Origin of the sequence: Lysobacter sp. K5869, from assembly GCF_018847975.1 — a bacterium.
GTDB lineage: Bacteria > Pseudomonadota > Gammaproteobacteria > Xanthomonadales > Xanthomonadaceae > Lysobacter.
In genome coordinates, this window is the sequence record NZ_CP072597.1 from 2175022 (window position 1) to 2188713 (window position 13692).

Below are 13692 nucleotides of genomic sequence, written 5' to 3' on the forward strand. Positions count from 1 at the left end.
CAGGAGCCATCGCCATGAAGCGCATCGCCCTCGCCGTACTCGGCGCCCTCAGCCTGTCCGCCTGCGCCCAGGCGCCGCAGGCCGCCAAGACCGACGCGGCCGCGCCCGCGGCGCAAGCCGCGTCCCGCGCCGCGCCGGCTTCGCCCCAGGTCGCCGCGGGCAGCGCCGAGGCGCGCGCGGTCGATGCGATCCGCACCCTCAACGCCGGCGTCGACATCGACAAGGTCGGCGCCGCGCCGATGCCGGGCTTCCGCGAAGCGCTGGTGCAAGGGCAGGTGGTCTACGTCAGCGACGACGGCGGTTACCTGTTCCTGCCGGGGTCCGGCGGCGCGCTGTTCAACATCAAGGCCAAGCGCAACCTGACCCAGGACGCGATGGCCGACATGCGCCGCGATCTCGTCGCCGCCGTGCCGGCCGGCGAGCGCATCGTGTTCGCGCCGGCGCATCCCAAGCACACGGTGACGGTGTTCACCGACGCCGAGTGCGGTTACTGCCGCAAGCTGCACAGCGAAATCGGCGAGTACAACCGCCTCGGCATCGCGGTGGAATATCTGGCGTTCCCGCGCATGGGCCTGGGCACCGAGGACTACAAGAAGATGGTGTCGGTGTGGTGTGCCGACGATCGCCGTCAGGCGCTGACCGCGGTCAAGGCCGGGCACGAGGTGTCGTCCAAGCAATGCGACAGCCCGGTCGACCGCCAGTACCAGATCGGCCTGCGCGCCGGCGCCGGGGTGACCGGCACGCCGATGGTGCTCAACGCCGACGGCGTCCAGTTGGGCGGTTATCTGCCGCCGGCGCAGATGCTCGAAGCCTTGGACAAGCTGGCGGCGCAGCCCAAGGCGCCGGCCGAAAAGGCCGCCGCGGCGGCGCCGACCGGCGGCGCCTGAGGCTCGATCGAAGTCTGCCGGCGGGTCCGCAGGGGAGCCCGTTCGCGCGCCGCCCGCGGGGCTCGCCGGCCACCGGGACGCTGCGTGCCGCCGGTCGATCCAATTCGAGGCGCGGGCGGAGGCGGCCGGCCGAACCTGCGCGCGGGCGCGGCGCGCGGCGCCCGGGAGCGCCGCCGATCCGCGACGCAGGCCCGCCGCGACCCGCGTGACCCGGGTCGCGGAACACGAACTGCAAACCCCCGCCGTGCCACAATCGGCCGAACCTAACGTCTCCCGGGCGGTCCAACCGCCCACTCGCTACCCGCCAAGGATTCACAGCAAATGAAGCGCATCCTCTTCGCCGTGCTCGGCGCCATCAGCTTGTCCGCCTGCGCCCAGGCGCCGCAGGGCGCCGCCGCGGCGACCAAGACCGACCCGGTCAAGCCGGCGGCTCAGGCGGCCCAGGCCGCCACCGGCAACGCGCCCAAGGTCGCCGCGGGCAGCGCCGATGCGCGCGCCGTCGAGGCGGTGCGCACCATCAACCCGAGGATCAACATCGACAAGGTCGGCGCCGCGCCGATGCCGGGCTACCGCGAGGCGCTGGTCCAGGGTCAGGTGGTCTATGTCAGCGACGACGGCCGCTACCTGTTCCTGCCGGGCTCCGGCGGCGCGCTGTTCGACACCCACGCCAAGCGCAACCTGATGGAAGACACCCTGGCCGGCATGCGCCGCGACCTGCTCAAGACCATTCCGGCCAGCGAGCGCATCGTGTTCGCCCCGGCCAATCCCAAGCACACGGTGACGGTGTTCACCGACGTGGAATGCGGCTACTGCCGCAAGCTGCACAGCGAGATCGCCGAGTACAACCGCCAGGGCATCGCGGTGGAATACCTGGCCTTCCCGCGCATGGGCATCGGCAGTGAGGACTACAAGAAGATGGTCTCGGTGTGGTGCGCGGCCGACCGCCGCAAGGCCCTGACCGAAGCCAAGTCCGACCACAACGTGCAGGCCAAGGAGTGCAAGAACACGGTCGAGCAGCAGTACGACGTCGGCCAGCGCGCCGGCCTGACCGGCACCCCGATGATCCTCAACGCCGACGGCGTCCAGCTCGGCGGCTACGTCCCGCCGGCGCAGCTGCGCGAGGCGCTGGACAAGCTGGCGGCCGAGTCCAAGACCGCGGCCAAGCCCGCCGCGGCGGTCGCGACCCCGGTCGGCGGCTGATCCCAGCCCGCGCGTCACCCCCGAAAGGCCCGCCCCGCGGGCCTTTCGGCGTTTTGGGGGCACGCACCCGCATGAGCCCCCGTAGGAGCGGCGTAAGCCGCGACCACGACCTCGCACCCCCGGCGCAAGCCCCGAAGCCCTGGCGTTCCGCGGGAAGCCGGCCCGCGCCGGCCGGCGGAGCGGCGCGGTCGCGGCTTACGCCGCTCCTACCAAGGGGCGACCGACCCAGCGCTCGGACCGCCCCGAGCCCCGCCGGGCTTTTAGGTACAATGGCGGGCCCTGCGTTGCACGGTTCTTCGGACATGATCGTCCTCGAGGGCCCCTCGGCCCTGTCTTCGTTCCGCCGCGAGCGGCTGCAAGCCCGCCTGTCCGCCCTCCATCCCTCCGTCCGTCTGCTCGATGCCTGGCCCGTGTACTGGGTCGAGCCCGAGCCCGGCCGCGCCCCCGACGACGCGACCCTGCGCCGCATCCTTCAGGCCGAACCCACCGAAGCGGCGCGCGAAAGCGGCGCCGTTTCGCGCTTTGCGACCCCGCGCCTGGGCACGCTCTCGCCGTGGGCGAGCAAGGCCACCGAGCTGCTGCGCGGCGCCGGCCAAGCGGTCAAGCGGGTCGAGCGCGGCCTGCGCTACGACCTCGCCGGCTGGCCCGACGACGCGCCGACCCAAGGCGCGCTGGCCAAGGTCCTGCACGACCCGATGACCCAGTCGCTGCTCGAGGCCCGCGACGACGCGGCCGCGCTGTTCGCCGAACCCGCGCGCGGCGAGCTCGAGCGCATCGATCTGGACCAGCTCGAAGCCGCCAACGCGCGCCTCGGCCTGGCCCTGGCCGAGGACGAAATCGCCTACCTGCGCGAACGCTACGCCGCGCTCGGCCGCGCCCCGGCCGACGTCGAACTGATGATGTTCGCCCAGGCCAACTCCGAGCACTGCCGGCACAAGATCTTCAACGCGTCTTGGACTCTCGACGGCCGCGACCAGCCGCAGTCGCTGTTCAAGATGATCAAGTACACCCACGCGCAAACGCCGGAAAACACGCTCTCGGCGTACAGCGACAACGCCGCGGTGGTCGAAGGCTATCCCGCGCGCCGCTTCCGTCCGCAGCCGGGCACGCAGGCCTACACGGCCGAGGCGCAGGTCGATTCGGCGTTCTGCATCAAGGTCGAAACCCACAATCACCCCACCGCGATCGCGCCGTTCCCCGGTGCCAGCACCGGCAACGGCGGCGAAATCCGCGACGAAGGCGCGACCGGCCGCGGCGGCCGCCCGAAGGCCGGCCTGTGCGGCTTCAGCGTGTCGCACTTGCGCATTCCGACCTTGCCGCAGCCGTGGGAAGGCGAGCGCGCGCTCAATCCGCGCATGGCGCCGGCGCTGGAGATCATGCTCGACGGCCCGATCGGCGCGGCCGCGTTCAACAACGAATTCGGCCGGCCGAATCTCAACGGCTACTTCCGCAGCTTCGAACTCGAACAAGGCGCGATCACTCGCGCTTACGACAAGCCGATCATGCTCGCCGGCGGCCTCGGCGCGATCGACCGCGTGCAGGTCGCCAAGCTCGGCCTCAAGCCCGGCCATGCGGTGATCGTGCTCGGCGGCCCGGCGATGCTGATCGGCCTGGGCGGCGGCGCGGCCAGCTCGGTCGCGTCCGGCGACAGTGACGAATCGCTGGATTTCGCCAGCGTCCAGCGCGACAACCCGGAAATGGAGCGGCGCTGCCAGGAAGTGATCGACCGCTGCGTCGCGCTTGGCGCGGCCAATCCGATCGACAGCGCCCACGACGTCGGCGCCGGCGGTTTGTCCAACGCGATTCCCGAACTGCTGCACGACTCCAGCCTCGGCGGCGTGATCGATCTGGCGCGCGTGCCCAGCGACGATCCCTCGCTGTCGCCGATGCAGCTGTGGTGCAACGAATCGCAGGAACGCTACGTGCTCGGCCTGCCGGCCGACCGCGTGGCCGACTTCGCCGCGATTTGCGAACGCGAGCGTTGCCCGTTCGCGGTGGTCGGCTACGCCACCGCCGAGGAACGCCTCGTCGTCGGCTACGGCGCCACCGTGGAAACGGTGTACGGCGACAACGCCAAGCGCGATGCCGATTGGCCGATCGATCTGCCGATGGATGTGCTGTTCGGCAAGCCGCCGAAGATGCACCGCGACACCCGCCACCCCGCGCAAGCGCCGTGGCCGGAACTGGATTGGAGCGGCCTGGACCTGCGCGACGCCGGCCTGCGCGTGCTCGCGCACCCGACCGTAGCGGCGAAGAACTTCCTCATCACCATCGGCGACCGCACCGTCGGCGGTCTGGTCGCGCGCGACCAGATGGTCGGCCCGTGGCAGCTGCCGGTGGCCGATTGCGCGATCACCCTCAGCGGCTTCGACGGTTTCGTCGGCGAGGCGATGGCGATCGGCGAGCGCACTCCGCTGGCTCTGCTCGACGCGGCCGCGGCCGCGCGCATGGCCGTGGGCGAGGCGATCACCAACCTGTGCGCGGCGCCGGTGGAATCGCTCAACCGGATCAAGCTGTCGGCGAACTGGATGGCCGCGGCCTCGCATCCGGGCGAAGACGCGCTGCTGTTCGACGCGGTGAAAGCCGTGGGCATGGAACTGTGCCCGGAACTCGAACTGAGCATCCCGGTCGGCAAGGATTCCTTGTCGATGCAGGCGCAGTGGGGCGCGGGCGAGAACGCGAGCAAGTCGGTGTCGCCGGTGTCGTTGATCGTCAGCGCGTTCGCGCCGGTGGTCGACGTGCGCCAACAACTGACCCCGCTGCTCTCGCGCGAAGCCGATACCGAGCTGTGGTTGATCGGCTTGGGCGCGGGCAAGCAGCGCCTGGGCGGTTCGGTGCTGGCGCAGGTGCATCCGCACGCCGGCGCCGGCAATGCGTCGGACAGCAGCGGTCTGCCCGCGTTCGCCGGCGCGCCGGCCGACGGCGCGCGCCACGGCAGCGGCGTGCCCGACCTCGACAGCCCGCAGCGCCTGCGCGATTTCTTCGAACTCATCCGCGACGCGCGCGAAGCCGGCCTGCTGCTGGCCTATCACGACCGCAGCGACGGCGGCGCGTTCGCCGCGCTGGCGGAAATGGCGTTCTGTTCGCGCCTGGGCCTGGACATCAGCCTCGACGGTTGGGGCGAGGACCCGTTCCGCACTCTGTTCAACGAAGAACTCGGCGCGATCGTGCAGATCCACGACGAAGACCGCGCGGTGTTCGCCGATCTGGTCGCGCGCCACGGCTTGATCGACTGCGCCCAGCGCATCGCCAAGCCGACCACGGCGCCGTCGGTGCGGGTCAAGGACGAGGGCAAGGTCATCGTCGAATGGCGTTGGGACGAGCTGTTCGACGCGTGGTGGTCGACCAGCCACGCGCTGCAGAAGCTGCGCGACAACCCCGAGTGCGCCGACGAGGAACGCGCCGTCGCGCGCGACTTCGCCGCGCCCGGCCTCAAGCCCAAGCTCAACTTCGATCCGAACGACGACATCGCCGCGCCCTTCGTCAACACCGGCGCGCGGCCGAAGGTCGCGATCCTGCGCGAGCAGGGCGTCAACGGCCAGATCGAAATGGCCGCCGCGTTCGACCAGGCCGGTTTCGAAGCCTTCGACGTGCACATGAGCGACCTGATCTCGGGCCGCTTCGACCTCGCCGAGTTCAAGGGCTTCGCCGCCTGCGGCGGTTTCAGCTACGGCGACGTGCTCGGCGCGGGCCGCGGCTGGGCCACCAGCATCCTTGAACGCAGCGCGCTGCGCGAAGCCTTCGCCGCGTTCTTCGCGCGCGAAGACAGCTTCTCGCTGGGCGTGTGCAACGGCTGCCAGATGCTGGCCCAGCTCAAGCCGATCATCCCCGGCGCCGAGCATTGGCCGGTGTTCCTGCGCAACCGCAGCGAACAGTTCGAAGCGCGCCTGGGCCTGCTGGAAGTGGTCGAATCGCCGTCGCTGTTCCTGCGCGGCATGGCCGGCTCGCGCATCCCGGTCGCGGTCGCGCACGGCGAAGGCCGCGCCAGCTTCGCCGACAACCTCGACCAGAGCGCGGCCGATGTCTCGCTGCGCTACATCGACGGCGACGGCCGCGTCGCCGAACGCTACCCGCTCAACCCCAACGGCTCGCCCGACGGCATCGCCGGCCTGAGCAGCCGCGACGGCCGCGCCACGATCATGATGCCGCACCCCGAACGCACCCTGCGCGCGGCCAACTTCAGTTGGGCGCCGAAGGATTGGGCGGGGGATTCGCCGTGGCTGCGGATGTTCCGCAATGCGCGGGTGTGGGTGGGCTGATCCGGCCGGCATCCACCGCCCGGCCGAATGCAGGGGCGCTCGCGAGAGCGCCCCTGTTTCGTTGTGGCGGGCGCGGCGAACGCGGGCGGCCGGCGGCCGGATCCGCGCGTGGTTCGGGCGCCGCTGAAGATGCGGTCGAGGCTGCGCCGGGCGTCGGCGCGACCGTTCCCGGCCGACGCCGAAACCCTCAGCCACAACCCCCGATTTCCAGCAAGCCGCGCTTTCGAGCGGCGGCCAAAAGAAATGTGACCAGGGCTTTAAAACGCTCACCGTAATCCACGTTCTCGCATACTGAAACGCACGCGCATTAAGGTGGGTTTCCAGCCCGGTCGCACCCGCGTTCCGCGCTTTTTCGCGCCTTTGTCGGGACTGGCAAAGACCGCTATCGAAACTGCTAAAGTCAGGGACCGCTCGCGGGCTCGCGAGAGTGTGATACGCAGGAGCGTGATGTGAATGCAGTAGCCCACAGTACCGATGCGACTGCCGCCCCCGACCCGGGCGCGGCCGACGACGGCCAGGCCGTGGTCGATGCCCGCATCGTCGACGCGCTGCTCGCCAAGGGCCGGCTGAAAGACGCCGACCTCGCCCGCGCCCGCCGCCTGCAGGAGGAGACCGGCGGCAGCCTGCTGGCGCTGCTGGCCCGCCTGGGGCTGGTGTCGGAACGCGATCACGCCGAGACGGTCTCGACGGTGCTGGGGCTGCCCTTGGTCAGCGTCAAGGACGCGCCCGAGCTGCCGCCCGAGGGCGTCAGCCTGACCCCGAAATTCATGAAGCAGTTCGCGCTGTGCCCGGTCGCCGAGAGCGAGGGCCACGTCGATGTGCTGATGGCCGATCCGCAAGACCGCTACCAGCTCGACGCGCTGCGTCTGGCCAGCGGCGGGCGCGAGATCCGCCCGCTGGTGGCGCTGCGCGCCGAGGTCGGCGATCTGGTCGAGCGCTGGTTCGGCCAGGGCCGCAGCGCGATGGGCGCGATCGTGGAGACCGCCGAGGGCGACGGCAGCGGCGATCTCGACGACGTCGAGCATCTGCGCGATCTGGCCTCGGAAGCGCCGGTGATCCGGCTGGTGAATCTGGTGATCCAGCGCGCGGTCGAACTGCGCGCGTCCGACATCCACATCGAGCCGTTCGAGAACCGGCTCAAAGTGCGCTACCGCATCGACGGCGTGTTGGCCGAGGGCGAAAGCCCGCCGGCCAACCTCACCGCGGCGGTGATCAGCCGCATCAAGATCATGGCCAAGCTCAACATCGCCGAGCGCCGCCTGCCGCAGGATGGCCGCATCATGCTGCGCGTGCAGGGCAAGGAGCTCGACTTGCGCGTGAGCACGGTGCCGACCGCGCACGGCGAGTCGGTGGTGATGCGACTGCTCGACCGCGAAACCGTGGTCTTCGATTTCTACAAGCTCGGCTTCACCGACGAGTTCCTGCCGCAGTTCCAAAAGGTGCTCGACCAGCCGCACGGGATCATGCTGGTGACCGGCCCGACCGGCTCGGGCAAGACCACCACGCTGTACACCGCGCTGAGCAAGCTCAACACCAGCGACGTCAAGATCATCACGGTCGAGGACCCGGTCGAATACCAGATCGAGGGCATCAACCAGATCCAGGCCAAGCCGCAGATCGGCCTGGACTTCGCCCACGCCCTGCGCTCGATCGTGCGCCAGGATCCGGACATCATCATGATCGGCGAAATGCGCGATCTGGAGACCTGCCGGATCGCGATCCAATCGGCGCTGACCGGCCACTTGGTGCTGTCCACGCTGCACACCAACAACGCCGCCGGCGGCATCACCCGTTTGCTCGACATGGGCGTGGAGGATTACCTGCTGACCTCCACCATCAACGGCATCCTCGCCCAGCGCCTGGTGCGCCGGCTGGAGCCGACCCACGCCGAGAAATACCCGGCCTCGCCGGAGGAAATCGAAAAGTTCTCGCTGCGCCGCTACCAGCCCGAGGGCGAGATCTGCCTGTACCGCCCGCGCGGTTCGGCGATCGCGCCGAGCGGCTACCACGGCCGCACCACGATCATGGAATTCCTGGTCATGAACGACGAGCTGCGCCGCGCGGTGATGCGCCACGCCGGCATGGGCGAGATCGAACAGATCGCGCGTCAGGCCGGCATGCGCACCATGTACGAGGACGGCATCGTCAAGGCGTTGGCGGGGTTGACCACGATCGAGGAAGTGCTGCGGGTGACCGAGGACGCATGAGACGGCTGTTGCACGGCGTCGTGCTGCTGTGCGGCCTTTCTGCGGCCGATGCCGTGGCCGGATGCGCGAGCGCGGAAGACACGGTCGCGACCTGCCGCATCGAAGGGCAGAACAAGCAGGTGTCGATCTGCCTGTACGAGGACGAATCCAAGCCCATGGACGTGGCTTACCGCTTTGGTCCGGCGCAGGGCCAAGAGGAGTTGGTTCTGCGCGCGCCGCTGATGGACGTGGGCTACCTGACCGCGAGCGGCGCGGGCGTCACCGTCGATGAGACCGCGATCTTCGCCAGTGGGGACCATTCCTACCGGGTGACCTTCGGCTTCCGCGACGGCCGCAAGCCGGATCCGTCCGCGCTGCATCCCTTCGGAACGGTGCAGGTGCTGCGCCAGGGCGCCACGGTCGCCGAACTGGCCTGCGCGCCCGAAACCATCGTGCGCACGCCCGACCTGCTGCTGGAGCGCATGCGCGAGCGCGGGCGCACGCATGCCTCGGACGGCAGCCAGCTGAGCAACTACGGCATCGACCGTCCCGGGCCGATCTCCGAAGCGCCGCCGTGCGAGCGCGAGCACGACGTGGACACGTGCTGGGGCATGGGCGTGTCCGCGGCGCGCGCCGGCGACTTGGCGCTGGCGCTGGGGTATTACGACAAATCCTGCGACGCCGGCTTCGTCACCTACGGCTGTTACGACGCCGGCAAGCTGTACCTGCACAACCGCCGATTGCGCGATTACGCCAAGGCCTACGAGCGCCTGGGCCGCTCTTGCAAGGGCAGCGACCCTGGCCAGGCGCCGTACGCGTGCAAGTATCTCGGCTGGATGCACCAGACCGGCATCGGCGCGAAAAAGGACAACCGAGAGGCCTGGCGCTTGCTGTCGGCCGCTTGTTTCGTCCGGGCAGAAGGGCCGCTGATCGACGGCGAAGGCTGCGACCTGCTCGCCAAGACGATCCTGATCGAGCATCCGCTCGGCGATGCGCAGCAGCAGCGCGCACGCGTGGGCAGCGGCTACCTCGCGTATCTCGCGCTGGCGATGGGCTGCACCGACGCCGCGGACACCGTGTGCGCGAAGGCGAAAACCATGCTGGCCGACGCCAAGGCGGCGCGCGCCGCGTGGGCGGCTTTTTGCGACGAAGACAGCGGCGATTGCGCCGGCATGCTGGAGCCGCAGAAAGACTTCGGTGCTACCCTCTCGCAGCGCGAGCGGCTGTTCGCGCACTACCAGGACGCGCTGACCGCGCTCAGCGAGCCCTGAAGGATTCCCGCCCTCCATGCCCCTCTACCGTTACCAAGCGCTCAATGCCCGCGGCGAAATGCTGGATGGGCAGATGGAAGCCGCCGGCGTCGCCGAGGTGGTGGCTCGCCTGCAAGAGCAGGGCCATCTGCCGGTGGACACCCGACTGGCCAGCGAAGGCGGCGGCGGTTCGAGCTGGCGCGGCTTGTTCAAGCCCAAGCCGTTCACCGGCGCGCGGCTGGTGCAGTTCACCCAGCAGCTGTCGACGCTGCTCGGCGCCGGCCAGCCGCTCGACCGCGCGCTGACCATCCTGCTCGACCTGCCCGAGGACGAAGCCGCCAAGAGCACCGTCGCCGACATCCGCGACGCGGTGCGCGGCGGCACCTCGCTGTCGGTGGCGCTGGAGCGGCAGCACGGCACGTTCTCGCGCCTCTACATCAACATGGTCCGCGCCGGCGAGGCCGGCGGCAATCTGCACGAAACCCTGGCCCGGCTCGACGATTACCTCGAACGCAGCCGCCAGTTGCAGGGGCGGGTGATCAACGCGCTGATCTATCCGGCGATCTTGTTGCTGATGGTCGGCGCCAGCTTGCTGTTCCTGCTCGGCTATGTGGTGCCGCAGTTCGGCGCGATGTACGAAAGCCTCGACGCGCAATTGCCGATGTTCACCCAGGTCGTGCTGTGGGCCGGCACGTTCGTGCGCAACTGGTGGATCGTGCTGATCGCGGTGCCGGCGCTGGCGGTGTTGTGGTTCGACCGCAAGCGCCGCGATCCGGCGTTCCGCGAGGCGCTCGACGATTGGCTGCTCAAGCGCAAGTTCGTCGGCGCGCTGATCGGCAAGATCGAGACCGCGCGGCTGGCGCGCACGCTCGGCACTCTGGTGCGCAACGGCGTGCCGCTGATGACCGCGCTCGGCATCGGCCGCAACGTGCTCAACAACCGCGTGCTCGCCGCCGACGTCGACGTCGCCGCCGAAGAAGTGAAGAACGGCGTCGCGCTGTCGACCGCGCTGGCCAAGGGCAAGCGCTTCCCGCGTCTGGCCGTGCAGATGATCCAGGTCGGCGAGGAATCCGGCGCGCTCGACGCGATGCTGATGAAGACCGCCGAGACCTTCGAGCAAGACACCGGCATGGCCCTGGACCGCATGCTCGCCGCGCTGGTGCCGGTGGTGACCGTGGTCCTGGCCAGCATCGTCGGCACGGTGGTGATGGCGGTGCTGCTGCCGCTGTACGACCTCACCAACCAGATCGGCTGAGCGTGGCCGCCCGCGCGCCGTCCGCCGCTTCCGCCCCGTCTCGCGCGCCGCTGCGCGCGCGAGGATTTGCCGCGGCGCAGCATGCGGCGGCACCGCCCGTTCATGGCCGCGGCGCGGGCGCCGCCGGCTTGAACGCAGCCTGTACCGACGCCGCGGATCGGCGAACTTTGCAAATCCGCGCGGAACAGAATCCTTGCGACCCCGTCCGCGTCGGCGAGACGTTCGCACCCCACGCTGGACGCGACGCCCGCCGCGGGCGCGGCGGCCCCTCCCTTCGACTGCAACCCAGGCAGTGCGCCACTGCCATCAACAACGGATGACGACGACGATGCGCAACCTCCGCTCCATGACCCGCTCCCCGTCCCCGGCCCGCCAGCAGGGCATGAGCCTGATCGAAATCATCATCGTGATCGTGCTGATCGGCGCGGTGCTGGCCTTCGTCGGCAACCGCGTGCTCGGCGGCAAGGACCGCGGCGACTACAACCTCGCCAAGGGCCAGATCCAGACCCTGTCGGGCAAGATCGATTCCTTCCAGATGGACACCGGCCGCTTGCCGGGCACTTTGGACGAACTGGTCAAGCAGCCCGCCGACGCCAGCGGCTGGCTCGGGCCGTACGCCAAGGAAGCCGAGCTCAAGGATCCGTGGGGCCACGCGATCGAATACCGCCAGCCGGGCGAGAGCGGTCCCTACGACCTGGTGAGCTACGGCAAGGACGGCAAGCCGGGCGGCAGCAGCGTCGACGGCGACATCAAGAACAACTGAGCCGGCACCGATGCGCGTTTGGCGGCACAGTCCCTTCGCCCGCGAAGGGCGAACGGGACGGGCCGCCGCGGCGGCTTCGCCCGCGTGCGTGCGCGCGTCGCGCGCGCTGAACGTCGCGCCGCCGCGCCGCGCCGCGCTTGCGTCGCCTGCATTCTCGCCGCGCGCGCGTCAGCGCGGCATGTCGCTGCTGGAAATGCTGCTGGTCATCGCGCTGATCGGCGCCATCGGCGTACTCACCGTCGCCGCGCTCAACGGCGGCATCGCCGGCATGCAGTTGCGCACCGCGTCCAAACAAGTCGCCGCGCAACTGCGCTACACCCGCAGCCAAGCCATCGCCACCGGGCGCTCGCAGAAGTTCGTGATCGATCCCGCCGCGCACACCTGGCGCGCGCCCAACGGCCGCAGCGGCGATATTCCCAAGTCGGTCGGCATCGTCTTCACCGGCGCGCGCGAAGTGCAGCCGCGCCGCGGCGAAGGCGCGATCCTGTTTTTCCCCGACGGCGCCTCCACCGGCGGTCGGGTCAAGCTGCACGCCAAGCAGGCCGCCTGGAACGTCGATGTGGCGTGGCTGACCGGCGAGGTCAAGCTCAAGCGCGGCGAGGCGCCGCGATGAGCGCGCGTTTCGTCGGCAAGGCCGCGCCGCGCCGCGCGAATCAGCGCGGCTACACCTTGCTCGAAGTGATCGTCGCCTTCGCCTTGCTGGCGGCGGCGCTGACGTTGTTGCTCGGCTCGCTGTCCGGCGCGGCCAAGCAAGTGCGCTGGTCGGCCGATGCCGGCCGCGCCGCGCTCTACGCGCAATCACTGATGGATCAGGTCGGCGTCGGCCAGCCCTTGGCGCCGGGCCAGCGCAGTGGCGATTTCGAGAACGGCCGTTATCGTTGGACGCTCGGCGTCGCGCCGTGGCGCGACGCGCAATTGCCGCCGTCGAACCAGCCCATCGATCCCAACGCCATGCGCTTGTTCGAGGTGCAGTTGGCGGTGGAGTGGGGCGAGGGCGGCTCCGGCCGCCGCCTGTTGCTGCGCAGCCTGCGCAGCAGCAACGCCGGCCAGGACGTGCAGCCGTGAGCCGCCCGCCGCGCCGCCGCGGTTCGCGCGGCTTCACCCTGATCGAAGTGCTGCTGGCGATGGTGCTGCTGGTCGCCGGCTTGGCGCTGGCGTTCGCCACCTTGTCGGCGGCGACCAAGACCGCCTCGCGCGGCGAAGTGCTGGCGCAGCGCAGCGAGCGCGAGCGCGCCGTGGAGAATTTCCTGCGCCGGCGCATCGCCGCGACCCGGCCGATACCGTTCGCGTTCGACCAAAGCACCGCGGTGCCGCAGCGCTTCGTCGGCGAGCCCGACCGCTTGCGCTTCGTCGCCGATCTGCCCGATTACCTCGGCCAGGGCGGCCCGTATCTGCACGACTTCTCGATCGAGGGCGACGGCGATCAGGTCCGGATCGTGCTGCAACTGGCGATGGTGCTGGCCGGGGAAACGATCAAGGACGAGGTGCCGCGGCCGCCGGAAGTGTTGGTGGACGGCCTGAAATCGGCGCGTTTCCGTTATCGCAGCATGGACCCGCAGCGCGGGCAGTTGGGCGAGTGGCAGGAGCGTTGGCAGCAGCCCGAGCAGTTGCCGATGCTGGTGGAAGTCACTTTGACCGACCGCGACGGGCGGGCGTGGCCGCCGTTGGTGGTGTCGTTGCCGTTGGCTTCGGCCACCGGCGGCGGGTTCGTGCCGGAGTTGTGATGAAGACCGGCAGGGGGGAATGGGGATCGATGGGCGATCGCGGGTCGGGAACGTCGGCGTTGGGAGGTTGCGTTCGCGGTGCGGACGGGGCTTCTCGTGGGCGCGGGGATCGCGACGGGGTGTCGGTCGGGGTTTCGGGAATTCGTAGCACGGGCGCGGCTTCCGGCG

The 13692-nt window shown here is 70.1% G+C and carries 10 protein-coding genes; all 10 read left to right on the plus strand.

Annotated elements, in window-relative coordinates:
• Window positions 1–14: 14 nt before the first annotated feature.
• The 10 genes from J5226_RS09370 to J5226_RS09415 all read left to right on the plus strand — a co-directional run bounded on the left by J5226_RS09370 (window position 15) and on the right by J5226_RS09415 (window position 13524).
• Entirely contained in the window at window positions 15–887 is an 873-nt protein-coding gene (locus J5226_RS09370; RefSeq protein WP_215839651.1) for a DsbC family protein, read from the plus strand.
• A 321-nt stretch (window positions 888–1208) separates the two neighbouring features.
• Complete coding sequence (locus J5226_RS09375) at window positions 1209–2087, plus strand: DsbC family protein (protein ID WP_215839652.1); 879 nt, start codon at window positions 1209–1211, stop codon at window positions 2085–2087.
• Between the two features lie 302 nt (window positions 2088–2389).
• Window positions 2390–6346 carry a phosphoribosylformylglycinamidine synthase gene (gene purL / locus J5226_RS09380; protein ID WP_215839653.1) on the plus strand — a complete coding sequence of 1319 codons (3957 nt, stop codon included), beginning with the start codon at window positions 2390–2392 and terminating at the stop codon, window positions 6344–6346.
• Between the two features lie 521 nt (window positions 6347–6867).
• Window positions 6868–8553 (plus strand): type II secretion system ATPase GspE, encoded by a 1686-nt coding sequence (gene gspE / locus J5226_RS09385; protein ID WP_255323098.1) that lies wholly within the window; start codon window positions 6868–6870, stop codon window positions 8551–8553.
• Window positions 8550–9803 carry a hypothetical protein gene (locus J5226_RS09390; RefSeq protein ID WP_215839655.1) on the plus strand — a complete coding sequence of 418 codons (1254 nt, stop codon included), beginning with the start codon at window positions 8550–8552 and terminating at the stop codon, window positions 9801–9803. The genes gspE and J5226_RS09390 overlap by 4 nt, the downstream gene beginning before the upstream one ends.
• 16 nt (window positions 9804–9819) lie before the next feature.
• Window positions 9820–11037 carry a type II secretion system F family protein gene (locus tag J5226_RS09395; protein WP_215839656.1) on the plus strand — a complete coding sequence of 406 codons (1218 nt, stop codon included), beginning with the start codon at window positions 9820–9822 and terminating at the stop codon, window positions 11035–11037.
• A gap of 328 nt (window positions 11038–11365) precedes the next feature.
• On the plus strand, window positions 11366–11800 hold the full coding sequence (gene gspG, locus J5226_RS09400) for a type II secretion system major pseudopilin GspG (protein ID WP_215839657.1): 435 nt from the start codon (window positions 11366–11368) through the stop codon (window positions 11798–11800).
• A 106-nt stretch (window positions 11801–11906) separates the two neighbouring features.
• The gene (locus tag J5226_RS09405) at window positions 11907–12413 is read left to right on the plus strand and encodes a GspH/FimT family pseudopilin (RefSeq protein ID WP_255323099.1); all 507 of its coding nucleotides are present in this window, start codon (window positions 11907–11909) and stop codon (window positions 12411–12413) included.
• Complete coding sequence (locus J5226_RS09410) at window positions 12410–12865, plus strand: prepilin-type N-terminal cleavage/methylation domain-containing protein (protein WP_215839659.1); 456 nt, start codon at window positions 12410–12412, stop codon at window positions 12863–12865. Before J5226_RS09405 ends, J5226_RS09410 begins: the two co-directional genes overlap by 4 nt.
• Complete coding sequence (locus J5226_RS09415) at window positions 12862–13524, plus strand: prepilin-type N-terminal cleavage/methylation domain-containing protein (RefSeq protein WP_215839660.1); 663 nt, start codon at window positions 12862–12864, stop codon at window positions 13522–13524. Before J5226_RS09410 ends, J5226_RS09415 begins: the two co-directional genes overlap by 4 nt.
• Window positions 13525–13692: the final 168 nt, after the last annotated feature.